Origin of the sequence: Mesorhizobium huakuii (assembly GCF_014189455.1) — a bacterium.
Lineage (GTDB): Bacteria > Pseudomonadota > Alphaproteobacteria > Rhizobiales > Rhizobiaceae > Mesorhizobium > Mesorhizobium huakuii_A.
The window spans coordinates 208,926-231,191 of record NZ_CP050297.1; the positions used below are offsets into that span (position 1 = coordinate 208,926).

General features: G+C 61.6%; 19 protein-coding genes and 6 pseudogenes. 11 read left to right on the top strand and 14 right to left on the bottom strand.

The annotated features are described in order from the left end of the window. The first annotated feature begins 3 nt into the window (after positions 1–3). Complete coding sequence (locus HB778_RS42145; protein WP_244662038.1) at positions 4–240, top strand: hypothetical protein; 237 nt, start codon at positions 4–6, stop codon at positions 238–240. Between the two features lie 366 nt (positions 241–606). On the opposite strand, the gene HB778_RS42150 is transcribed toward HB778_RS42145, so the two are convergent. From HB778_RS42150 to HB778_RS35715, 4 genes and pseudogenes are all read right to left on the bottom strand, one after another. Beyond that, positions 607–1,506 (bottom strand): hypothetical protein, encoded by a 900-nt coding sequence (locus HB778_RS42150; RefSeq protein WP_244662039.1) that lies wholly within the window; start codon positions 1,504–1,506, stop codon positions 607–609. A gap of 75 nt (positions 1,507–1,581) precedes the next feature. Further along, positions 1,582–3,327, bottom strand: coding sequence for a type IV secretion system ATPase VirD4 (virD4, locus tag HB778_RS35705; protein WP_183465501.1), 1,746 nt, complete (start codon positions 3,325–3,327; stop codon positions 1,582–1,584). Positions 3,328–3,576: 249 nt separating this feature from the next. Beyond that, positions 3,577–4,125 (bottom strand): hypothetical protein, encoded by a 549-nt coding sequence (locus HB778_RS42155; RefSeq protein ID WP_244662040.1) that lies wholly within the window; start codon positions 4,123–4,125, stop codon positions 3,577–3,579. 472 nt (positions 4,126–4,597) lie between these two features. Then, positions 4,598–5,867 (bottom strand): annotated as a pseudogene (locus HB778_RS35715) (IS256 family transposase). A gap of 435 nt (positions 5,868–6,302) precedes the next feature. On the opposite strand from HB778_RS35715, the pseudogene HB778_RS43630 reads away from it, so the two are divergent. Beyond that, positions 6,303–6,820: pseudogene (locus HB778_RS43630) on the top strand (IS110 family transposase); the annotation flags it as partial. 21 nt (positions 6,821–6,841) lie between these two features. On the opposite strand, the gene tnpC (HB778_RS35725) reads toward HB778_RS43630, so the two are convergent. From tnpC (HB778_RS35725) to tnpA (HB778_RS35735), 3 genes are all read right to left on the bottom strand, one after another. Then, positions 6,842–8,461 carry an IS66 family transposase gene (gene tnpC, locus HB778_RS35725; protein WP_183465368.1) on the bottom strand — a complete coding sequence of 540 codons (1,620 nt, stop codon included), beginning with the start codon at positions 8,459–8,461 and terminating at the stop codon, positions 6,842–6,844. 71 nt (positions 8,462–8,532) lie between these two features. Beyond that, a complete protein-coding gene (gene tnpB, locus HB778_RS35730; RefSeq protein WP_183465369.1) occupies positions 8,533–8,877 on the bottom strand; it encodes an IS66 family insertion sequence element accessory protein TnpB in 345 nt (114 codons plus the stop codon). After that, positions 8,874–9,212: an IS66-like element accessory protein TnpA gene (gene tnpA / locus HB778_RS35735; RefSeq protein ID WP_183465370.1), complete on the bottom strand. Its 339-nt coding sequence runs from the start codon at positions 9,210–9,212 to the stop codon at positions 8,874–8,876. The genes tnpB (HB778_RS35730) and tnpA (HB778_RS35735) overlap by 4 nt, the downstream gene beginning before the upstream one ends. 110 nt (positions 9,213–9,322) lie before the next feature. On the opposite strand from tnpA (HB778_RS35735), the gene HB778_RS35740 reads away from it, so the two are divergent. Beyond that, entirely contained in the window at positions 9,323–10,456 is a 1,134-nt protein-coding gene (locus tag HB778_RS35740; RefSeq protein WP_432421283.1) for an IS110 family transposase, read from the top strand. Between the two features lie 283 nt (positions 10,457–10,739). On the opposite strand, the gene HB778_RS35745 is transcribed toward HB778_RS35740, so the two are convergent. The 7 genes and pseudogenes from HB778_RS35745 to ltrA form a co-directional block, all read right to left on the bottom strand. Continuing rightward, a complete protein-coding gene (locus HB778_RS35745; RefSeq protein ID WP_244662041.1) occupies positions 10,740–11,423 on the bottom strand; it encodes a UPF0149 family protein in 684 nt (227 codons plus the stop codon). Continuing rightward, positions 11,420–13,002, bottom strand: a pseudogene (gene tnpC, locus HB778_RS35750) (IS66 family transposase). The gene HB778_RS35745 and the pseudogene tnpC (HB778_RS35750) overlap by 4 nt, the downstream one beginning before the upstream one ends. A gap of 72 nt (positions 13,003–13,074) precedes the next feature. After that, on the bottom strand, positions 13,075–13,425 hold the full coding sequence (gene tnpB / locus HB778_RS35755; protein WP_183457839.1) for an IS66 family insertion sequence element accessory protein TnpB: 351 nt from the start codon (positions 13,423–13,425) through the stop codon (positions 13,075–13,077). Beyond that, positions 13,422–13,859, bottom strand: coding sequence for an IS66-like element accessory protein TnpA (tnpA, locus tag HB778_RS35760; RefSeq protein WP_183457837.1), 438 nt, complete (start codon positions 13,857–13,859; stop codon positions 13,422–13,424). Before tnpA (HB778_RS35760) ends, tnpB (HB778_RS35755) begins: the two co-directional genes overlap by 4 nt. 341 nt (positions 13,860–14,200) lie before the next feature. After that, positions 14,201–15,319, bottom strand: coding sequence for an IS110 family transposase (locus HB778_RS35765; protein ID WP_183465371.1), 1,119 nt, complete (start codon positions 15,317–15,319; stop codon positions 14,201–14,203). A gap of 75 nt (positions 15,320–15,394) precedes the next feature. Continuing rightward, a complete protein-coding gene (locus HB778_RS42160) occupies positions 15,395–15,694 on the bottom strand; it encodes a group II intron maturase-specific domain-containing protein (protein WP_244662042.1) in 300 nt (99 codons plus the stop codon). A gap of 5 nt (positions 15,695–15,699) precedes the next feature. After that, positions 15,700–16,632, bottom strand: a complete 933-nt coding sequence (gene ltrA / locus HB778_RS42165) for a group II intron reverse transcriptase/maturase (RefSeq protein ID WP_348524762.1) — start codon at positions 16,630–16,632, stop codon at positions 15,700–15,702. A 37-nt stretch (positions 16,633–16,669) separates the two neighbouring features. Here ltrA and tnpA (HB778_RS35775) point away from each other — a divergent pair, with 37 nt between their 5' ends. The 8 genes and pseudogenes from tnpA (HB778_RS35775) to HB778_RS35810 all read left to right on the top strand — a co-directional run. Next, positions 16,670–17,008 carry an IS66-like element accessory protein TnpA gene (gene tnpA, locus HB778_RS35775; RefSeq protein ID WP_183465370.1) on the top strand — a complete coding sequence of 113 codons (339 nt, stop codon included), beginning with the start codon at positions 16,670–16,672 and terminating at the stop codon, positions 17,006–17,008. Next, on the top strand, positions 17,005–17,349 hold the full coding sequence (tnpB, locus tag HB778_RS35780) for an IS66 family insertion sequence element accessory protein TnpB (protein ID WP_183465369.1): 345 nt from the start codon (positions 17,005–17,007) through the stop codon (positions 17,347–17,349). The genes tnpA (HB778_RS35775) and tnpB (HB778_RS35780) overlap by 4 nt, the downstream gene beginning before the upstream one ends. Before the next feature lie 71 nt (positions 17,350–17,420). Further along, a pseudogene (gene tnpC / locus HB778_RS35785) lies at positions 17,421–18,830 on the top strand (IS66 family transposase); the annotation flags it as partial. Between the two features lie 57 nt (positions 18,831–18,887). Further along, positions 18,888–19,325 carry an IS66-like element accessory protein TnpA gene (tnpA, locus tag HB778_RS35790; protein ID WP_183457837.1) on the top strand — a complete coding sequence of 146 codons (438 nt, stop codon included), beginning with the start codon at positions 18,888–18,890 and terminating at the stop codon, positions 19,323–19,325. After that, positions 19,322–19,672, top strand: a complete 351-nt coding sequence (gene tnpB / locus HB778_RS35795; RefSeq protein WP_183457839.1) for an IS66 family insertion sequence element accessory protein TnpB — start codon at positions 19,322–19,324, stop codon at positions 19,670–19,672. The genes tnpA (HB778_RS35790) and tnpB (HB778_RS35795) overlap by 4 nt, the downstream gene beginning before the upstream one ends. A gap of 72 nt (positions 19,673–19,744) precedes the next feature. After that, the gene (tnpC, locus tag HB778_RS35800) at positions 19,745–21,328 is read left to right on the top strand and encodes an IS66 family transposase (protein WP_183457841.1); all 1,584 of its coding nucleotides are present in this window, start codon (positions 19,745–19,747) and stop codon (positions 21,326–21,328) included. A gap of 85 nt (positions 21,329–21,413) precedes the next feature. Then, a pseudogene (locus HB778_RS42170) lies at positions 21,414–21,713 on the top strand (UPF0149 family protein); the annotation flags it as partial. 295 nt (positions 21,714–22,008) lie between these two features. Beyond that, positions 22,009–22,257: pseudogene (locus tag HB778_RS35810) on the top strand (transposase domain-containing protein); the annotation flags it as partial. Between the last annotated feature and the right edge of the window lie 9 nt (positions 22,258–22,266).

Genomic DNA, 22,266 nt, shown 5'->3' on the forward strand with positions numbered 1-22,266 from the left:
AGCGTGAGTGATCGCCTGATCAATAAGGTCCCGGTGTTCGCCGGACAGATGGGGATAGCGGGTAGCGCGGGCGCCAGTCGCGACAGGATCGGCTCGGTGCGGCTCGGCCACGGGCTGCTCAAAGCCCACTTGCCGGGCCTGGCCCGCATCCGGCAAGAGGCCATGGCGGTCCCCGAAAGAGAGCATCGCTTCCGGGACGCGTTGAGTCCCATGGGAGAAGCCTTTGGGGACGGCGAATGAGACGTTTATAGAGTCCTCGATCGCAGCGGGGGGCTCCTCAGACCATGCGAAGGGCGCGGCCTCCGCTTACAGCCTCCGGATGTTTTCGGACCCTGTCCCTTGAACCGGTACCCCTTCCAATGGCAATTCACCCAACTGCTGCATGGGGGGCTGAATGGGGGGGCTGCATCGGCACGCCTGAATTGCCGATTTCGCTCAGCGGCTGCTGAATGGCGGCGGCTTGTGGCGTATTCAGGGCCCTCTGCCTCTCCGCTGGCCACAACAGCGCTGTGGAATGTTCATTGTTGATGATGACCCACTCGGGTGGCAGGTGGTTGCCCGGGTTAAGCGCATCCGGCGAGGGCCGGATCTGCTGTTCGCTGGCAGCTAACACTGGCGGGGCGGCGGCCTGAACTCCGGCGTGCTCAGAGCCGGCGGCTGCGAAAGCGTCCGCAACGCTGCTGTTGAGGTCACCCGGTCCAGCGGGCATCCCTGGGTCGCTGAAAAAGACGAGGCGGCTTGATCATCCTGCCGTCGCTGAAGCACTTCGCTCAACCCCTGTTCCAGTCGCAGAAGCCGCTCTGGATTGATTGGCGGCTCGTCAGCTCGATCATCGAACAGCAGCCGGACCGCCTCGGCAATCCCGTCTGACGTGGGCTCCGCATCGCGAACCCGTTGCAACGCAAAGAGGAGATTGCGGTGGCTTGGAAACAACGTCTCGGCGAATTTGATCCGCGAATCATGATCCAGCCCAGAGATCGTCAGGCCCCGACTCTCGAGCGCCTCAGAAAATTTGCGAAGATTACGACCATATTCAGCACGGCTGCTTGAGGCCAACCTGCTGTCACTGGTCACTTGTTCTAAGACATGCGCGTCTGCCTTTGAGGGCACCGGCGCTGGCCGCCCGACAGCAGCTGAATAGCCCGGCTCATGATACGCACGCAGGACGTTCAACGCCCTCTTTATGCCGTCGTTTTTCGGAAAGAAAGCATCGACGTGATCGACCAGGAATTGGTGAGTTTTTAGATCAGTCGCTTGGCCACGAGCGCCGAGATCATTTGCCAATTGGCGAAGTGAATACGTGTATTTTCGGACCGTCGCCGCGCTATAGTTTTGCTGAACCGCAGCGTGAGTGATAGCCTGATCAATAAGGTCCCGGTGTTCGCCGGACAGATGGGGATAGCGGATAGCACGGGCGCCACTCGCGACAGGATCGGCTCGGTGCGGCTCGGCCACGTGCTGCTCAAAACCCACTTGCCGGGCCTGGCCCGCTTGCCCCTCTTCCAAGCCAGCGTCCTGCACCTGCGACAAAGCTGTTACACGGGATGGATTACTATTTCTCGGGTCCATACTAGCCTCACATCAAACTGTATCGTCAAAGTCCTGCGCCAATTCACGCAGCGGGTCATCAAGTTGAGATTCTGCGGAGAGCCCCTCGTCTGCTATCGTCAAGGGTACCGGCTCCGGGAGGGCGCCTGTCTGGCTTTCAAAGATGCGTTTCAGAATGCGATCCGAAAAATATCGCACCTTCCTCAATTGCAATGGTGGCAGACCTTTGATGAGAACGATCTCGTACTCGTCATTGAGCAGCCGCACCTGTTCGGGACGCAACAGCGGTGCACCCTGATGTGACTTCTGAATGTTCAAATCGAACCTTCGCGCCTGACTGTAGGAAATCGATTGCGCTTGAAACGTGTATTCACCGATTGCTTTGGAAATATAGTTCGGAGTCTCGTCATCGGCCGTGGCCATGAACACTTGCAGACCGGTATTGCTGAGAAAATTCTGCTTGCCAGCCTCGCCATAGGCCCCCGTCAGTGCCGAGAGACTTTGGATGATGAGCATGAAGCGACCCTTGTAGCCCGCGATGGTCGTAATTGCGGTCTCGATCGCCTCCAGCTTGCCCAAGTGCTTGAATTCATCGAGCAGAAAGAGAACTTCGTGCTTTTCATCCCGGCGAGCCAGCGACCGCTGTAGAATTGAAACGACTTGCTGAAAGAACAGGCGTATTAAAGGCGCGACCACCTCAAGATCGTTCGGACCAACGCAAAGATAGATGCACGTTCTGCGACGGCGAAGATCATAGACCGAGAAATCCGAGCGACTTGTCGCCGCCTTTACAGCGGGATCCGCCCACAATTTGAGCCCACCATCGCCAAGCACGGACGTGTAGGAGGTTAGGATCTTTGTATCGTTCCCCGCCATGTCGTCGAAGATGCGTTGTGCCTCTTTGTTCCGGGTCTCCATGGCAAGTCGCGCGAAGAGCTTAAACTTTTCCCCCGGTTGGGCGAAGAGATCATAGACGGCGCCTATTGTTGGCGTGCCCCGCTCGATACAGGCGAGGATGCCCGCGACAAATAAATCTCGCGCGCCGTTGACGAAACCTTCCGCGCCCTCCCCCTTCGCCGTAATTAGGTTTGCGGCCAAGCGGCGTGCCTCGGTGAATTGCTGCTGTGGAGACAGCGCTATAAGGTCCGACAGCGGATTATAGCAATTCGTGCGCCGCTCCGAATCCAGCGGCGCAAATTTGAATACCTCGTCGCCGGCGGCCTGGCGCGCCCTCGAGGTGAGCTCAAAAAGCTCCCCCTTGACGTCGAGAGCTATCACTGAGCCTTTGAACGTAAGTAGCGTTGGAATGACTATGCCGACACCCTTACCAGCACGGGTCGGTGCAACGATAAGGCTGTGAGGCTGCTCGCCATTGGTCAGGTAGTGGCCAGGCCAGAAAGGACCACTCGACTTGCCAAATATCGGGCCTGTCACACCACGGTATCGTCGTAGATAACCTGTGCGTCGCATTTCATCCACCCGCGCCCAGCGCGCCGTCCCGTGATGTTCGAGGTTGCGCCGTCTTGCGATCTGCTGAATCAGCAAGACGACCACGGACGTTGAGAGCAAGATAGCTGTGCCCCGATAGAAGACGGGGGTTGCGAAACCCAGATAGAAGGGCGTCTCAAACCAAAAAGCACGGACGTCAAACGTCATCAACGCCTCGCCGCTACCCCCGTGGCGGAACGTTGTGTACAGACTTGCCGCGCAGAAGCCGAAGGCGAGCGAGCACGCGATGCTAAGAGCTATGTTGGGGGGCGTTGTTTTTGTTGAAGTCATCGTTCGGTAGCTAATGTTGAGCTTGCTTTCAGACACCGAACCGACATCACGCGATGTAGCCGCTCGACAGGTCGATGCGGGACCGGTGGATGCGAAACTTAGCATCGGCACCCCAGCAAATGGGGATTTGAAAGTCACGCACCGAAGAAAATATTAAGCAAGCCACGTCCACGGCCGGTGGATTGGAAAGCGGCAAAGCCGTGAACGGAAATTGGAGGGAGAGAGCGTCACTGTGCCATGGTCAAGACCTCAGCGGCCCAAGTTCGTTCGATCTCTGCTTCTGGAGGAAGCTATTAGGTCTTCTCGGGCGTGATCGTAGGCGTCGCTTATGGACTGCGCGACGTTGCCACCCTGCAACAGCTGTCCATGCGACGTTTGCGGTCCTACTGTATCACGGACTGACGTCTCAATACTTGTTATGTGCCCGTCCAAATTTGAAGTCCGTTCCCCTGCTGCACGCTGCGGCCGAGGCATGTTCTGCAACAGGCCATGCAGGTCGGGAAGTGAGCTAGCTTGCGCCTGTTGATTTGCGTCTAACTCATGATACACGGCGACAATGGCATTTTGTGCGGTCGCCTTGACCATGAGGTCCTGGCCAGGATGAGCGGCCAATTCCATGGCCTGCTCAAAAATGCGAGATTTATTCCGCTCATTGAACTTACCAAAGTCTTTCGCCACAAACATAACTCCAAGAGCTTGCTCCATTGGGTCCATGTTGCCGATGCGATTAACAAGAGCAGTCTGCTTCTGGGGCCCTAAAAAATGGCCCACATTACTAGCCGCTCTGACTTGGAACAATGCTACCTCATCCGAGTTAAAACCCAATCCGGCCGTCAATCTGTCGACCAGATCGTTGGCTGATCGCCCGAGCTGGTTGTTGCGCCTATCAAATCTGCTGAGATCAGATTCTTGCCCGGGTGCAACGCCCTGAACTGCACGTCGCGCTTGCCTCTCCGCGGATTTGAAGCTCCCAAGATCGCGTGCTGTATCGCGCGGGTTAGCGGTTACTAACCGTTCTGCAACATTGGTCAGGGGTCCGCCTGGAAGGTCAAGGTTGTTACGGCGTTCCTCGGCCCTCCTCCCGTCCCTAGAAGAACTTCCAGCTGCACGTGTCCGTTTGCTATGGCGATCCATTGCTCGGCCTCCAAAGTCGTTTCTCTACCCCATGAGATTACCACCGACGCTTGATCTGCTAAACCAATATGGTGTTACAGTTGTAGTCTCGCAGAGCTTCTCCCGAGCTATGCTGCAATTTGGGTGACGAGGCTGATCAAGCGGCGCTCTGCGGCTTCAGTTCAATGACCTCGATTCCATCCTGGAACGTTGCACCTGCGATGAGTTTAGGCAACTGATTTTGTCCTTTCAGTCGTCGCCACGTCCTGGCCGCGGCCATGACCAGCTTGAAGACCATCAGCCTGGCGGTTTTCGAGGAGAGTGAGCCCTTGGTACGCACCGTGCGATGGCGAACGGTCGCAAAGACGCTCTCGATGGGATTGGACGTTCGCAGATGATCCCAATGTTCGGCGGGGAAATCGTAGAACGCCAGCAAGGCATTCTGATCTTTGGTCAGGCAGTCGACCGCCTTGCCGTATTTCGCATCATATTTCTCGACAAAGACGGCAATCGCCCGTCTCGGCTGAGGCTCGGTTCGGGGCGGAAAAGATTTCGCGCAAGTCCGTCTTCATGGCGGCCTGCACCGATTTCGGCACCTTGTTGAGCACGTTGGCTGTCTTGTGCACCCAGCATCGCTGGTGCTTGGTGCCGGGAAGGAGCTCATCGAGCGCTTTCCAGAAGCCAAGCGCGCCGTCGCCGACGGCAAGATCGGGCGCGATCTGCAGGCCACGACGCTTGACGTCGACCAGCAGCTCGCGCCAGCTCTGTGCGCTCTCACGAATGCCGGTCTGGAAGCCGAGCAGCTCTTTCTTGCCCTCGGGCGTGGCGCCGATCAGGACCAGCATGCATTCGGCATGATCTTCCATCCGGGCCTGCAGGTAGACCCCGTCCGCCCACACATACACATAGCGGCGCGCCGAAAGATCGCGCTTTTGCCAACGATCGTATTCGATGCCCCACTCCGCCGTCAGTCGCGTGATCACCGAGGGTGAGAGGTTCGGCGCCTCCTTGCCCAACAGAGCTGCCAGAGCTTCCTGAAAGTCGCCCGTCGAAATGCCGCGCAGATAGAGAACGGGAAGAAGCGCATCCAGACTTCGTGTCCGACGCGCCCATTTCGGCAGGATCGATGAGGAAAAACGGATGCGCTCCGCTTCACCGTTCGCGCCGCGATCCCGGACCTTCACCCGGCTGACGGGCACCGCCCCGATCCCCGTCTGGATGCTCCGCTCCGGCCCGTGACCGTGCCGGACCAGCCGGTCACGTCCGTCCGGAAGCTTGAGATCCCGCATCTCGGCAAGAAACGCTTCGGCCTCCATCTCGATCGCCTGCGCCAGCAATTTGCGCGCGCCGGTGCGAAGCACATCCGTCAGGGGATCATCGATTTCGTCGGGCTGACGAAGGCGAACAATGTTGATAGTCTCGTTCATGGCGTATCGCTCTCCTTGAGAGGTTCTGGCAGGCTTCATCACCCGCCTCGATACGCCGCCCTTCTCAAACCGTCATCACCCAGTTTCAGCCATAGCTCGCTTCTCCCAGCTCTCTGGGTCACGCCGTGAGCCGTAACCGGGTCAGGTTTTCCGGGCGGAGGGGGTTTGCGGCGAGCGCGTTCGTGATTCACCATGTGCCGACGCTACGGCCGACTTCGCCTGAAGGCCTGTCTCTCGCCGAGCTCCGCGGGCTGTTTGCTGCGCTGTTCAACGAAATGCCCGGTCCTCAAGGCCGGGTCGATAGCCTTGAGATCGACAACCAGAACTGAACGTGCCTCAAATATTCAAGCCCAAACCGCCTCTTCTACGCGCCGCCTGACCCCAGTGAAATTACCTGTCTCACAGAGGACACGGAACAAACCCAGGCCGGCAACGGTGTTTCGGATCGATATTGGCAAGAACCTTTTCCACGTCGTTGGGCTCGACGCCGCCGGAATGCCGATCCAAAAGGCGACGTTTCGGCGAGATACACTCTTGCAGTTCTTCGAACGCGCCGGGCCGGCTCTGGTGGGGATGGAAGCCTGCTCCGGCTCGCAATGGTTGGCACGCAAGATCGCCGCGATGGGGCATACCGTCCGCATTATTCCGGCTCAATTCGTCAAGCCTTATGTAAAGTCCAACAAAAGTGACATCATCGATGCCGCGGCGATCGCGGAAGCAGTGACGCGACCAACAATGCGCTTCGTCGAGATACGGTCGCCTGAACACATTGACCTGCAAGCGCTGCATCGTGTTGCGATAGGATGATTTCGCAACGGACGTGCCTCATAAATCAGATGCGCGCTTTTTGCCTGGAATATGGGATCGCTATTCACCAGGGCGTCGGCAAGTTCAAGGCTGATCTGCCGAGGGTTTTGGCAGATGAATCGAATGATCTAACGTCGGCTATGCGGTAAGCGCCTAGCCGTGGCCGTTCAGTTTGCGTGATGATGCCAGGGCAGGAGTTGGTCGAGATCGCGGTTCGGCCAGCCGTTGGCGATGCGCTCAAGCGTTTTCGTGAGCCAAGCGAAGGGGTCGACGCCGTTCATTTTGGCGGTCTGCAGAAGCGTTGCGACGGTCGCCCATGTCCGCCCGCCGCCATCGGAACCGGCGAAGAGGGCGTTCTTGCGGGTGATGGTCTGGGGCCGGATAGCGCGCTCGACGGCGTTGCTGTCGATATCGAGGCGGCCATCGTGCAGGAAGCGTTCGAGGGCCTCGCGACGGCTTCTGGCATAGCGGATCGCCTCGGCGAGTTTCGATTTGCCGGAGATGCGGCCCAACTCCTTTTCCCAGAACGGCCAGAGTTCTGCGACGATGGCGGCTGACTGTTCTTGCCGCGCGGCGCGGCGGGCCTCGGGATCCTTGCCGCGGATGCTTTCCTCGATCGCCCACAGTTGCGTCATCCGCTCGATGGTCTCGGTCGCCACATGCGAGACGCCGGCAACGTGCAATTCATAGAACTTGCGCCTGAGATGCGCCCAGCATGCCGCCAGCGCTAGCGGGCCGCCGCTGCGGGTCGCTTCCGCGAGCCGGTTGTAGGCGCCCCATCCGTCGACCTGGAGCAATCCGCTGTAGCCGGCGAGATGGCGCTCCACGCACTCCCCGCCGCGGCTGTCCTCGAACCGGTAGGCGACCATGGGCGGCGCCGTGCCGCCAAAGGTTCGGTCGTCCCGCGCATAGGTCCACAGCCAAGCGGTCTTGGTCTTGCCGGCGCCCGGCGACAATGTCGGCAGCGTCGTCTCGTCGGCATAAACCCGCTCGCCTTGCTTGATCATTTCCAGGATGCGCTCGGCGAGCGGGGCGAGATGGAAGCCGACATGGCCCATCCAGTTCGCCATGGTGTTGCGGCTGATCTCGACACCGTCGCGGGCATAAATGCCCTCCTGGCGGTAGAGCGGCAGGCCGTCGGCATATTTGGAGACGGCGACATGCGCGAGCAGCGCTTCGCTCGGCACGCCGGCCTCGACGAGGTGATCGGCAGCCGGCGCCTGGCTGACGCCTTCCTTGCACTGCGCGCAGCCATATTTGGGCCGGCGGGTGACGATCACGCGGAACTTGGCCGGCGTCACGTCGAGCCGTTCGGAGACGTCCTCGCCGATCTTCACCGGCTGGCAGTTGCCGCAGCCGCAGGCGATGGTCTCGGGCTCGACGACGATCTCGACCCGCTGCAGATGCGCCGGGAATGCCTTGCGTGGCCGCGGCGGACGATGTCGATCGCCTGCCGGTTTCACCGCCTCGAGTTCGGCCTCGATCGCGCCGAGCCCGGTCTCGACCTCGTCGAAGGCAAAGGCCTGCTGCTCGGCATCAAGCTTCTCGGAGCTGCGGCCGAACCGGGCCCGCTCCAGCTGCTTGATGATTACATGAAGGGCGGCGATCCGCGCCTCGGCGCGTTCATTGGCTGTCGCAAGTCGGACGACCGCAGCCCTGAGTTCCGCCTTCTCGGCTTCAAGATCTGCCGTTTCGGCCTCCAGCTCAGCCTTTTGCGATGTCAGCGAGATGAGCATCGCCTTCAGCGTGCCGGCATCGTCGGGAAGGGCAGAAGCACTGCTCGTCATGGCTGCGACACAAGCACATTTTGACCGATTCGAGGCCCGCTTTCTGCTCCCTGAGTCACTTGGTCACGGGTCTATCCGGCCGAGGTCGGCCGTCGTCTCCGTTCAGCCTTGACGCGCGTCCAGTCCATCCCTTCCACCAGCGCCATCAATTGCGGCGCGGCAAGCCGGATCACGCCGTTCTCCACCCGCGGCCAGCGGAACTTGTCCTCGTCCAGCCGCTTGGCGAACAAGCAAAGGCCGGACCCGTCCCACCACACGATCTTCACCCGGTCGGCACGCTTTGCCCGGAACACGTAGAGCGCCCCGCAGAACGGATCAGCGCCGCCGTCACGCACCAGCGCCATCAGCCCGTCCGGACCTTTGCGGAAGTCGACCGGCCGCGTCGCCACATAGACCTTGGCTCCCGTCGGGATCATGCCGAGCGCACCGCGCGGATCGCCTCGGTCAGAAGGGTCGGGGCGACGTCATTGCCCACGCGGATCGTCGCATCGCCGATGACGATTTCCAGGCCGCTCGTGCAACCGCTATCTTCACGCGCCACTTCCAACGGTGCGAAGCTCTGCGCCTCTGCCTCCGACCCGCGCGTCTGGACAACGATCTCGCCGGATCGGATCGCCTTGCGCCTCCAGGCGAACACCTGCTGCGGGCTCACGCCATGCGTCCGCGCCACCGCCGAGACATTCGCCCCCGGCGCCAGCGCCTCCTCCAGAATCCGCGCTTTCGCCTCCGCGGACCAGCGCCGGCGCAGCAAGGGCGGGCTCTCCTCAAGTCGGTTCGCAACCGCCTCGATGACTGCAAATGTTTCAAGTCTGGACTTGGGTGCAGACTGCAATCAAACCTCCCGCGCAGTTCATCACGAGAGTGTCGCCGTCTTCACCGCTCAGCGAAACACGGGGTCACGTGGGCGCTTACGTTGCGAAGGATCGGCATGCTGTTGCTCTCGCCGAGAGCGGGCGTACCGGCGAGGTTCGATATGTCGGAGAGATATCCTCCGATAGTGCGTCAGTACGCCGCCTCGTCCGCAAGCTCGGACGCCCGGGTGTACGATTGAGATTTTGCTATGAGGCTGGACCCACCGGATACGGTCTGAAGCGGGAGATCGAAGCGCTTGGCCACGAGTGCGCCGTGATTGCTCCGTCTCTGATCCCGCGCAAGCCTGGCGATCGGGTCAAGACGAACCGCCGCGATGCCGAGAAACTTGCCCGGCTGTTCCGTGCCGGTGAGCTGACGGAAATCTGGACACCGGATGCTGCTCATGAGGCTATGCGTGACCTGATCCGCGCCCGCGAAGCTGCGGTGAAGGATCGAACGCGAAAGCGGCAGGAGATTCGATCCTTCCTGTTGCGACATGGCAAGATTTACCCGGGCTTGAAGGCTTGGGGAACGAGGTATCTCAGATGGCTGCATGGACTGAGTTTCTCGTTCCGCAGTCAGCAGGCTGTCCTGCAGGAGTTGATCCTCGCAGAGTCGCAGTGCCGGGAAAGAGCAGCACGCCTGGAAAAGGCAATCGAAGACGGCCTGCTCGACTGGCCACTCGCGCCGGTAGTCGAACGCTTGCAGGCTTTGCGTGGGGTCAAGCTCATTTGTGCGGCTACCTTCATGGTCGAAATCGGCGATGTACGCCGCTTTGCCAACGCGCGACAACTGATGGCTTATCTCGGACTTGTCCCCTCGGAGCGCTCGACCGGGGACGCCGTGCGACGGGGCGGCATCACCAAGACTGGGAATGCCCGAGTGCGCCGCGTGTTGGCCGAAAGCGCCTGGACTTACCGCTATCCGGCCAAACTGGGGAAAGGAAAATACTTCGAAAGCCGCCACCTGCCTGAAGTCGTGCGAGACATAGCGTGGAACGCACAGGCGCGCTTGACCAAGCGCTACAGGGCCCTGATCGCGCGTGGCAAGCGCAGCACCGTGGCTGTGACCGCAATAGCTCGGGAACTCGCTGCTTTCATGTGGGCCATCGCCCGAGCGGATGAGCAGCAGGCAGGAACCTGACACCTCGGTCGCGACGAGAATAATCATCGCGCCTATCGGCGGGGACGTGGCATTGAATGGGGAATTTCCGGCATCGCTTTGTGGCCGGCAATGCCGACGCCCGTTGTAAGAGAGGACCAGCCCCGGACGAATACATGGACATGCGGTAACCAACCCGCGCATCAGAGCTTGTTCACCCGCGTCCCAGGCCACGTCTCCACCGATAGGCGCTCCGTCAATGAGAACCGACCGAGGAAATCGGTGTCGGGTGGATTACTGCGCAGATCGCACTTGCAAAAGGACATCAGAGCGATGCGCCAAGGCACCTTTCCCGAAATAGTGCTCTATAGTAGATAATAGGAAGCCGTTGGTCCGCGTCGCCGCGATCACTGCGGATCGTCATAACGGGTGACGTAGTGGAGTTCGCGCAGGGCGGGGATGACGAGGGCGATGTCTTTGTAGGCCTCATGCTCGATGAAGCGCGCGGTCTCTGGCCCTGGCCTGGGCTTGCCGAGGACGGGCCGCCCCTTTTGTCGACGCAGTAGATCAGGATCGGCAGCAGCAGGCCGTGGTTGGGGTTGTCGAGGTCGAGTAGCCGTTTCCATTTTTTGATGTTGAGATTGATGGCCGCGTAGAACCCCTGGCACCACGGCCGCGGGTCGATGCCGCCGCTGGGCTTGGTGGCGAAACGGGGCGCATAGTCCTGCGGTCTGTCGAAGAGCGTCTCGTTGATCCGGTTGTGGATCCTGGCGACGCTGGCAAACACGGCGTGATCGGTTGCAGATCCTTTGGCCAGGACGTCGCGCGGCAACCCCATGAGCGGGCACATCCAGTCTTGCGGGTCCGGGAACCGCGGCCCGGTGACCGCCGCCGTTACGAAGCCATCCAGCGCCGACATGGTCCGCACCAGCGGGCGGGGGGCGGGTTTGATGGCCATCCAGGCCTCGAGCGCCTCGTCCGACAGCGCCATGTCATCGATTGCGCTCATGCCGCCAAGGAGAGCGGCATCGCTTGGCGGCGCACCCAATTCCACGGCATCAGCTCATCCCATCGCGAGGCTGGCCAGTCGTTCTGGATGCGCTCGGTGACATCGGCCATGTAGGCTTCGGCATCGACGCCGCAGAGCTTGCAGGTCTCAATGATGCTGAGCACGACCGCTGACCGCTCTGCCGCGGCGAAGCTGCCCGAGAAAAGCCAGTTGCGCCTGCCGACTGTAAATCCACGAATCGCCCGCTCCGCGATCAGGTTGTCGGGCTCGGCTGGCCATCGTAGAGGAAGCGATTGAACGCGCGCCATCGGTTGGTGCCATAGGCGAAGGCCTTCGCGATATCGGCATGGCGCGACAAACCCTTGCCCTGGCGCATGAGCTGTCGTCGCAGCGCGCGGACCAGTGGTCGGGTCCGACTTCGTCGTGCGGCCAATCGCTCGGCGGGCGGGAGCCCCCGTATCTCTTCCTCGATCCGGTAGATCGCCTGGATACCGGCCATCGCCGTCGTGCTGAGCTCGGTCGGCTGGCTGTCGTGAACGTCGAATATCTTGCGACGCAGATGGGCCAGGCAGGCAGCTTCTCGAATGGCGCCGCCCTTGTAGAGCTGGTTATAGCCGCTGAAACCGTCGGCCTGGAGCGTGCCGGCAAATCCGGCGAGCTCGGTCATTACGCTCTCGCCGGCGCGGCCCATGGTGGCGCGATACCAGGCGATCGGCGGCTCCTGCGAACCCGAATTGCGGTCGTCGGCGACGTAAACCCAGAGCGCGCCCTTGTGGGTCTTGCCGTTGCCGGGCGCCAGGATCGGAAGCCGCGTGTCGTCGGTATGAATCTTGGTGCGGGTACGGCCGATCTCACGGATGCGGTTGTAGATCGGATCGAGCAAAGCGGCGGCGTAGCCGGCGCTGCGCGAAAGCGTGGATCGCTCGATATCGACGCCCTTGGCGGCCATCATCTGGGCCAGACGGTAGAAGGGCAGATGATAACCCCACTTCGCCATCATGATATGGGCGAGCGCGGCATAGCTGAGCTTACCGCGTGCAATGGCCTTGGCTGGCGCCGGCGCCTGGATGATTTTATCGCAGGTCCGGCAGCTGTACTTGGGTCGAATGGTCTCCATCACCTGCCAGGCCTGGGCGACCAGATCGAGCATCTCCTCGCTATCTTCGCCCATGGCGCGCAGATCGCCGCCGCAGCCCGGGCAACATGCGCAAGACGGCTCGCGAACGGCCCGCTTGCGCGGCAGGTTCGGGTTGAGCTTACGCACCGGCAACACCCGGACCTTGTCGGTGTCAGCAACGATGGGCAGCTCGATATCGGGCACGCTGGCGGCGAAATCGGTCTCGAGATCTTCGAGTTCGAGCCGCATCTGGCCCAGCTTCTCGGAGGAGCGGCCGAAGGCCTTGCGGTTGAAGCGATCGATCCGCAGCTGCAGGCGCTGGATGCGAAGTGCGGCCTCGGCGCGCTCTCTTCGCAGCTGCTCATCCCGTTCGGCAATGGCGATGTCACGGGCAGAAACGGCCGCCTCCAGAAGGGCGATCCGAGCGAAGAAATCAGCGGTTGAGGGAGCTTGTTCCGACACCCAAATTACATACCCGAAAGACCCTCGTCACGGAAGCAAAATCGACACAAAATCAATAAGAAACGAGCAAAATCAGCCAGCCAAACGCGGCCGATAGGTCTTGCTCGGCCGGCGCCAATCGATCCCCTCCAGAAGCAGCGAAAGCTCTGCCTTGGTAAGCGACACAGTCACCTGATCCTTGGTCGTCGGCCAGGCAAAACAACCCTCGGAAAGCCGTTTTGTAAAAAGGCAGAACCCCTGGTCGTCATGCGCCAGAATCTTGATGATATGACCCTTGCGTCCACGGAAGCAGAAGATCGCGCCGGTATGCGGGTCGAGCGCGAGCACCTGCTGCACCATGCGTGCCAGGCTGTTGATCCCGCGGCGCATATCGGTCTCACCGCAACAAAGGTAAATCCGGTCGGTCGGCACCACTGTGATCAACTGGTCAACTCCGCCAGGACGATACGTAGCGCTGTCGGATCGACGGTCCCGTCGATCCGCAATCGCGCGCCGTTCGGAAAGGCCACGACGATCCTGCCGGCCGGGTCCGGGCAATCGGCGACGGGGCGTTCGACATCCGGCAGATCGCTCACGTCGATGCGCGCGAAGGTCGCCATCGCCTGATCGGCATCGAGTTCCCCGCCGGCCATCTGCTTGCGCCACGCATAGAGCTGTGACGGAGCTACGCCGAACGCTTCCGCGACCTCGGTCACCGACGACCCCGCCGCGCTCGCCAGGTCGACCAACGCGCGCTTCTCCGTGCAACTCCACAGCCTTCGTTGCCGCACGCGCCCGGGCACCGTTGTAAGATCTTCGGACGCCGCGGCGCCGCTTAACTCGGCGACCGTATCGCCGCTTGCATGTTCCAATGTCATGGCCCGAAACCTCCATGTTCATCGGCCTATTGCAAGGTGCCTTGGCGCATCGCTCTGATGTCCTTTTGCAAGTGCGATCTGCGCAGTAATCCACCCGACACCGATTTCCTCGGTCGGTTCTCATTGACGGAGCGCCTATCGGTGGAGACGTGGCCTGGGACGCGGGTGAACAAGCTCTGATGCGCGGGTTGGTTACCGCATGTCCATGTATTCGTCCGGGGCTGGTCCTCTCTTACAACGGGCGTCGGCATTGCCGGCCACAAAGCGATGCCGGAAATTCCCCATTCAATGCCACGTCCCCGCCGATAGGCGCGATGATTATTCTCGTCGCGACCGAGGTGTCAGGTTCCTGCCTGCTGCTCATCCGCTCGGGCGATGGCCCACATGAAAGCAGCGAGTTCCCGAGCTATTGCGGTCACAGCCACGGTGCTGCGCTTGCCACGCGCGATCAGGGCCCTGTAGCGCTTGGTCAAGCGCGCCTGTGCGTTCCACGCTATGTCTCGCACGACTTCAGGCAGGTGGCGGCTTTCGAAGTATTTTCCTTTCCCCAGTTTGGCCGGATAGCGGTAAGTCCAGGCGCTTTCGGCCAACACGCGGCGCACTCGGGCATTCCCAGTCTTGGTGATGCCGCCCCGTCGCACGGCGTCCCCGGTCGAGCGCTCCGAGGGGACAAGTCCGAGATAAGCCATCAGTTGTCGCGCGTTGGCAAAGCGGCGTACATCGCCGATTTCGACCATGAAGGTAGCCGCACAAATGAGCTTGACCCCACGCAAAGCCTGCAAGCGTTCGACTACCGGCGCGAGTGGCCAGTCGAGCAGGCCGTCTTCGATTGCCTTTTCCAGGCGTGCTGCTCTTTCCCGGCACTGCGACTCTGCGAGGATCAACTCCTGCAGGACAGCCTGCTGACTGCGGAACGAGAAACTCAGTCCATGCAGCCATCTGAGATACCTCGTTCCCCAAGCCTTCAAGCCCGGGTAAATCTTGCCATGTCGCAACAGGAAGGATCGAATCTCCTGCCGCTTTCGCGTTCGATCCTTCACCGCAGCTTCGCGGGCGCGGATCAGGTCACGCATAGCCTCATGAGCAGCATCCGGTGTCCAGATTTCCGTCAGCTCACCGGCACGGAACAGCCGGGCAAGTTTCTCGGCATCGCGGCGGTTCGTCTTGACCCGATCGCCAGGCTTGCGCGGGATCAGAGACGGAGCAATCACGGCGCACTCGTGGCCAAGCGCTTCGATCTCCCGCTTCAGACCGTATCCGGTGGGTCCAGCCTCATAGCAAAATCTCAATCGTACACCCGGGCGTCCGAGCTTGCGGACGAGGCGGCGTACTGACGCACTATCGGAGGATATCTCTCCGACATATCGAACCTCGCCGGTACGCCCGCTCTCGGCGAGAGCAACAGCATGCCGATCCTTCGCAACATCCAATCCTACGAAAACTTCGCTATATTCTTCCATGGGCGAGTCGCGGAGGGACTTCACCCTCCGCGCTCTCAGAACCGTGCGTGAAACTCTCGCTTCACACGGCTCCCATCAGACGAACTTACCGGTTATTCCGAGCTGCCAATGCACGAAAAGCTTCGTCCGACTTTGGGCAAGGCGTTGTAGAAATTTCCCTGCTTGGGTCGGACGGGCATAGCGCTTGAACTTCCTTCTCACCCACACGCACAGCGTCTGATTTACGTAACGCCGCAAGGCGTCGAGCGCCGATGGGGTAAACCGCCCGTAATACGCAATCCACCCCCGGAGGAGCGGATTGATCTCGCGAGCAATGTCGGCCAGCGACACATGCGTTTTCTGTCGGAGTTTCAAGTCCCGGATCGTCGCCCGCATGTGGTTCAGCGCCGAGGAGCAACCCCCGGCGTAAATCCGCAGAACAGTCGCCCATTTTGCGGATTCTTCACCACTCGCGGTCGAAAACAATATCCGAGAAAGTCAAAGCTGACGTTCGGATACGTTCCCCTGCGTTTGAAGTCTTTGCAGTAACCGATCTTGGTTTTGGTGGGATGCATTTCCAGCTGGCATTCCGCCAGCCTTGCTTGAAGGGCAGCCTTGACGGCCTCCGCTTCCTGTTCGGTCCGGCAGTGCACCAGACCGTCATCCGCATACCGGCACCATGGGAGGTCGGGGTATGTCCGGTCCATCCAAAGATCAAATGCGTAGTGCAGGAAAAGATTTGAAAGAATCGGACTGACTACACCCCCTTGCGGGGTACCGCGATCGCGCCCTATCCTTTGTCCATCCTGTTCCAAGGGCGCCGTCAGCCATCTTTCGATATAGAGCGACGCCCATTGACACTTGACATGCTTGTGGACGGCCTTGAGCAAGAGATCGTGCGGCAAGTTGTCAAATAGGCCCTTGATATCAAACTCTAAAACCCAATCATATTTCCAGCACCGCTGACGCGTGATCCCTACGGCGTCCAGAGCAGATTTGCCCGGCCGGTAGCCGTAGGAATCTGGCCGGAAGATCTGATCAAGTTCCGGTTCAATGAGCCGTTTGACCACCATCTGCGCGATCCTATCGCTCACGGTGGGCACACCCAAAATCCGCTGGCCCCCAGTCTTTTTGGGAATGGGGACGGCACGGACCGGTGGCGGAAAGTAGCTTCCCGAACTCATCCTGTTCCAGATCTTGTAGAGATTACGTAAGCGCCCACGTGACCCCGTGTTTCGCTGAGCGGTGAAGACGGCGACACTCTCGTGATGAACTGCGCGGGAGGTTTGATTGCAGTCTGCACCCAAGTCCAGACTTGAAACATTTGCAGTCATCGAGGCGGTTGCGAACCGACTTGAGGAGAGCCCGCCCTTGCTGCGCCGGCGCTGGTCCGCGGAGGCGAAAGCGCGGATTCTGGAGGAGGCGCTGGCGCCGGGGGCGAATGTCTCGGCGGTGGCGCGGACGCATGGCGTGAGCCCGCAGCAGGTGTTCGCCTGGAGGCGCAAGGCGATCCGATCCGGCGAGATCGTTGTCCAGACGCGCGGGTCGGAGGCAGAGGCGCAGAGCTTCGCACCGTTGGAAGTGGCGCGTGAAGATAGCGGTTGCACGAGCGGCCTGGAAATCGTCATCGGCGATGCGACGATCCGCGTGGGCAATGACGTCGCCCCGACCCTTCTGACCGAGGCGATCCGCGCGGTGCGCTCGGCATGATCCCGACGGGAGCCAAGGTCTATGTGGCGACGCGGCCGGTCGACTTCCGCAAAGGTCCGGACGGGCTGATGGCGCTGGTGCGTGACGGCGGCGCTGATCCGTTCTGCGGGGCGCTCTACGTGTTCCGGGCAAAGCGTGCCGACCGGGTGAAGATCGTGTGGTGGGACGGGTCCGGCCTTTGCTTGTTCGCCAAGCGGCTGGACGAGGACAAGTTCCGCTGGCCGCGGGTGGAGAACGGCGTGATCCGGCTTGCCGCGCCGCAATTGATGGCGCTGGTGGAAGGGATGGACTGGACGCGCGTCAAGGCTGAACGGAGACGACGGCCGACCTCGGCCGGATAGACCCGTGACCAAGTGACTCAGGGAGCAGAAAGCGGGCCTCGAATCGGTCAAAATGTGCTTGTGTCGCAGCCATGACGAGCAGTGCTTCTGCCCTTCCCGACGATGCCGGCACGCTGAAGGCGATGCTCATCTCGCTGACATCGCAAAAGGCTGAGCTGGAGGCCGAAACGGCAGATCTTGAAGCCGAGAAGGCGGAACTCAGGGCTGCGGTCGTCCGACTTGCGACAGCCAATGAACGCGCCGAGGCGCGGATCGCCGCCCTTCATGTAATCATCAAGCAGCTGGAGCGGGCCCGGTTCGGCCGCAGCTCCGAGAAGCTTGATGCCGAGCAGCAGGCCTTTGCCTTCGACGAGGTCGAGACCGGGCTCGGCGCGATCGAGGCCGAACTCGAGGCGGTGAAACCGGCAGGCGATCGACATCGTCCGCCGCGGCCACGCAAGGCATTCCCGGCGCATCTGCAGCGGGTCGAGATCGTCGTCGAGCCCGAGACCATCGCCTGCGGCTGCGGCAACTGCCAGCCGGTGAAGATCGGCGAGGACGTCTCCGAACGGCTCGACGTGACGCCGGCCAAGTTCCGCGTGATCGTCACCCGCCGGCCCAAATATGGCTGCGCGCAGTGCAAGGAAGGCGTCAGCCAGGCGCCGGCTGCCGATCACCTCGTCGAGGCCGGCGTGCCGAGCGAAGCGCTGCTCGCGCATGTCGCCGTCTCCAAATATGCCGACGGCCTGCCGCTCTACCGCCAGGAGGGCATTTATGCCCGCGACGGTGTCGAGATCAGCCGCAACACCATGGCGAACTGGATGGGCCATGTCGGCTTCCATCTCGCCCCGCTCGCCGAGCGCATCCTGGAAATGATCAAGCAAGGCGAGCGGGTTTATGCCGACGAGACGACGCTGCCGACATTGTCGCCGGGCGCCGGCAAGACCAAGACCGCTTGGCTGTGGACCTATGCGCGGGACGACCGAACCTTTGGCGGCACGGCGCCGCCCATGGTCGCCTACCGGTTCGAGGACAGCCGCGGCGGGGAGTGCGTGGAGCGCCATCTCGCCGGCTACAGCGGATTGCTCCAGGTCGACGGATGGGGCGCCTACAACCGGCTCGCGGAAGCGACCCGCAGCGGCGGCCCGCTAGCGCTGGCGGCATGCTGGGCGCATCTCAGGCGCAAGTTCTATGAATTGCACGTTGCCGGCGTCTCGCATGTGGCGACCGAGACCATCGAGCGGATGACGCAACTGTGGGCGATCGAGGAAAGCATCCGCGGCAAGGATCCCGAGGCCCGCCGCGCCGCGCGGCAAGAACAGTCAGCCGCCATCGTCGCAGAACTCTGGCCGTTCTGGGAAAAGGAGTTGGGCCGCATCTCCGGCAAATCGAAACTCGCCGAGGCGATCCGCTATGCCAGAAGCCGTCGCGAGGCCCTCGAACGCTTCCTGCACGATGGCCGCCTCGATATCGACAGCAACGCCGTCGAGCGCGCTATCCGGGTAAGCGATGCGCCAAGGCACCTTGCAATAGGCCGATGAACATGGAGGTTTCGGGCCATGACATTGGAACATGCAAGCGGCGATACGGTCGCCGAGTTAAGCGGCGCCGCGGCGTCCGAAGATCTTACAACGGTGCCCGGGCGCGTGCGGCAACGAAGGCTGTGGAGTTGCACGGAGAAGCGCGCGTTGGTCGACCTGGCGAGCGCGGCGGGGTCGTCGGTGACCGAGGTCGCGGAAGCGTTCGGCGTAGCTCCGTCACAGCTCTATGCGTGGCGCAAGCAGATGGCCGGCGGGGAACTCGATGCCGATCAGGCGATGGCGACCTTCGCGCGCATCGACGTGAGCGATCTGCCGGATGTCGAACGCCCCGTCGCCGATTGCCCGGACCCGGCCGGCAGGATCGTCGTGGCCTTTCCGAACGGCGCGCGATTGCGGATCGACGGGACCGTCGATCCGACAGCGCTACGTATCGTCCTGGCGGAGTTGACCAGTTGATCACAGTGGTGCCGACCGACCGGATTTACCTTTGTTGCGGTGAGACCGATATGCGCCGCGGGATCAACAGCCTGGCACGCATGGTGCAGCAGGTGCTCGCGCTCGACCCGCATACCGGCGCGATCTTCTGCTTCCGTGGACGCAAGGGTCATATCATCAAGATTCTGGCGCATGACGACCAGGGGTTCTGCCTTTTTACAAAACGGCTTTCCGAGGGTTGTTTTGCCTGGCCGACGACCAAGGATCAGGTGACTGTGTCGCTTACCAAGGCAGAGCTTTCGCTGCTTCTGGAGGGGATCGATTGGCGCCGGCCGAGCAAGACCTATCGGCCGCGTTTGGCTGGCTGATTTTGCTCGTTTCTTATTGATTTTGTGTCGATTTTGCTTCCGTGACGAGGGTCTTTCGGGTATGTAATTTGGGTGTCGGAACAAGCTCCCTCAACCGCTGATTTCTTCGCTCGGATCGCCCTTCTGGAGGCGGCCGTTTCTGCCCGTGACATCGCCATTGCCGAACGGGATGAGCAGCTGCGAAGAGAGCGCGCCGAGGCCGCACTTCGCATCCAGCGCCTGCAGCTGCGGATCGATCGCTTCAACCGCAAGGCCTTCGGCCGCTCCTCCGAGAAGCTGGGCCAGATGCGGCTCGAACTCGAAGATCTCGAGACCGATTTCGCCGCCAGCGTGCCCGATATCGAGCTGCCCATCGTTGCTGACACCGACAAGGTCCGGGTGTTGCCGGTGCGTAAGCTCAACCCGAACCTGCCGCGCAAGCGGGCCGTTCGCGAGCCGTCTTGCGCATGTTGCCCGGGCTGCGGCGGCGATCTGCGCGCCATGGGCGAAGATAGCGAGGAGATGCTCGATCTGGTCGCCCAGGCCTGGCAGGTGATGGAGACCATTCGACCCAAGTACAGCTGCCGGACCTGCGATAAAATCATCCAGGCGCCGGCGCCAGCCAAGGCCATTGCACGCGGTAAGCTCAGCTATGCCGCGCTCGCCCATATCATGATGGCGAAGTGGGGTTATCATCTGCCCTTCTACCGTCTGGCCCAGATGATGGCCGCCAAGGGCGTCGATATCGAGCGATCCACGCTTTCGCGCAGCGCCGGCTACGCCGCCGCTTTGCTCGATCCGATCTACAACCGCATCCGTGAGATCGGCCGTACCCGCACCAAGATTCATACCGACGACACGCGGCTTCCGATCCTGGCGCCCGGCAACGGCAAGACCCACAAGGGCGCGCTCTGGGTTTACGTCGCCGACGACCGCAATTCGGGTTCGCAGGAGCCGCCGATCGCCTGGTATCGCGCCACCATGGGCCGCGCCGGCGAGAGCGTAATGACCGAGCTCGCCGGATTTGCCGGCACGCTCCAGGCCGACGGTTTCAGCGGCTATAACCAGCTCTACAAGGGCGGCGCCATTCGAGAAGCTGCCTGCCTGGCCCATCTGCGTCGCAAGATATTCGACGTTCACGACAGCCAGCCGACCGAGCTCAGCACGACGGCGATGGCCGGTATCCAGGCGATCTACCGGATCGAGGAAGAGATACGGGGGCTCCCGCCCGCCGAGCGATTGGCCGCACGACGAAGTCGGACCCGACCACTGGTCCGCGCGCTGCGACGACAGCTCATGCGCCAGGGCAAGGGTTTGTCGCGCCATGCCGATATCGCGAAGGCCTTCGCCTATGGCACCAACCGATGGCGCGCGTTCAATCGCTTCCTCTACGATGGCCAGCTCGAGCCCGACAACCTGATCGCGGAGCGGGCGATTCGTGGATTTACAGTCGGCAGGCGCAACTGGCTTTTCTCGGGCAGCTTCGCCGCGGCAGAGCGGTCAGCGGTCGTGCTCAGCATCATTGAGACCTGCAAGCTCTGCGGCGTCGATGCCGAAGCCTACATGGCCGATGTCACCGAGCGCATCCAGAACGACTGGCCAGCCTCGCGATGGGATGAGCTGATGCCGTGGAATTGGGTGCGCCGCCAAGCGATGCCGCTCTCCTTGGCGGCATGAGCGCAATCGATGACATGGCGCTGTCGGACGAGGCGCTCGAGGCCTGGATGGCCATCAAACCCGCCCCCGCCCGCTGGTGCGGACGATGTCGGCGCTGGATGGCTTCGTAACGGCGGCGGTCACCGGGCCGCGGTTCCCGGACCCGCAAGACTGGATGTGCCCGCTCATGGGGTTGCCGCGCGACGTCCTGGCCAAAGGATCTGCAACCGATCACGCCGTGTTTGCCAGCGTCGCCAGGATCCACAACCGGATCAACGAGACGCTCTTCGACAGACCGCAGGACTATGCGCCCCGTTTCGCCACCAAGCCCAGCGGCGGCATCGACCCGCGGCCGTGGTGCCAGGGGTTCTACGCGGCCATCAATCTCAACATCAAAAAATGGAAACGGCTACTCGACCTCGACAACCCCAACCACGGCCTGCTGCTGCCGATCCTGATCTACTGCGTCGACAAAAGGGGCGGCCCGTCCTCGGCAAGCCCAGGCCAGGGCCAGAGACCGCGCGCTTCATCGAGCATGAGGCCTACAAAGACATCGCCCTCGTCATCCCCGCCCTGCGCGAACTCCACTACGTCACCCGTTATGACGATCCGCAGTGATCGCGGCGACGCGGACCAACGGCTTCCTATTATCTACTATAGAGCACTATTTCGGGAAAGGTGCCTTGGCGCATCGCTTACCTATCCGGCCCCAGACCATCACCCGCAAGAACGCCCTCTTCGCCGGTTCCGATGGCGGCGGGCGGACATGGGCGACCGTCGCAACGCTTCTGCAGACCGCCAAAATGAACGGCGTCGACCCCTTCGCTTGGCTCACGAAAACGCTTGAGCGCATCGCCAACGGCTGGCCGAACCGCGATCTCGACCAACTCCTGCCCTGGCATCATCACGGTAAGCGGTGCGCCAAGGCACCTCCCAATATCGTCTTGTGATGCGTCTAT

Excerpts from the sequence above, each read along its gene's own strand:
- tnpA (WP_183457837.1), top strand. The coding sequence starts at position 18,888 with ATGACATTGGAACATGCAAGCGGCGATACGGTCGCCGAGTTAAGCGGC.
- HB778_RS35745 (WP_244662041.1), bottom strand. The coding sequence starts at position 11,423 with ATGAGCGCAATCGATGACATGGCGCTGTCGGACGAGGCGCTCGAGGCC.
- tnpB (WP_183465369.1), top strand. The coding sequence starts at position 17,005 with ATGATCCCGACGGGAGCCAAGGTCTATGTGGCGACGCGGCCGGTCGAC.
- ltrA (WP_348524762.1), bottom strand. The coding sequence starts at position 16,632 with ATGACTGCAAATGTTTCAAGTCTGGACTTGGGTGCAGACTGCAATCAA.
- HB778_RS42160 (WP_244662042.1), bottom strand. The coding sequence starts at position 15,694 with ATGCGGGCGACGATCCGGGACTTGAAACTCCGACAGAAAACGCATGTG.
- tnpC (WP_183465368.1), bottom strand. The coding sequence starts at position 8,461 with ATGACGAGCAGTGCTTCTGCCCTTCCCGACGATGCCGGCACGCTGAAG.
- virD4 (WP_183465501.1), bottom strand. The coding sequence starts at position 3,327 with ATGACTTCAACAAAAACAACGCCCCCCAACATAGCTCTTAGCATCGCG.
- tnpA (WP_183457837.1), bottom strand. The coding sequence starts at position 13,859 with ATGACATTGGAACATGCAAGCGGCGATACGGTCGCCGAGTTAAGCGGC.
- HB778_RS35765 (WP_183465371.1), bottom strand. The coding sequence starts at position 15,319 with ATGGAAGAATATAGCGAAGTTTTCGTAGGATTGGATGTTGCGAAGGAT.
- tnpB (WP_183465369.1), bottom strand. The coding sequence starts at position 8,877 with ATGATCCCGACGGGAGCCAAGGTCTATGTGGCGACGCGGCCGGTCGAC.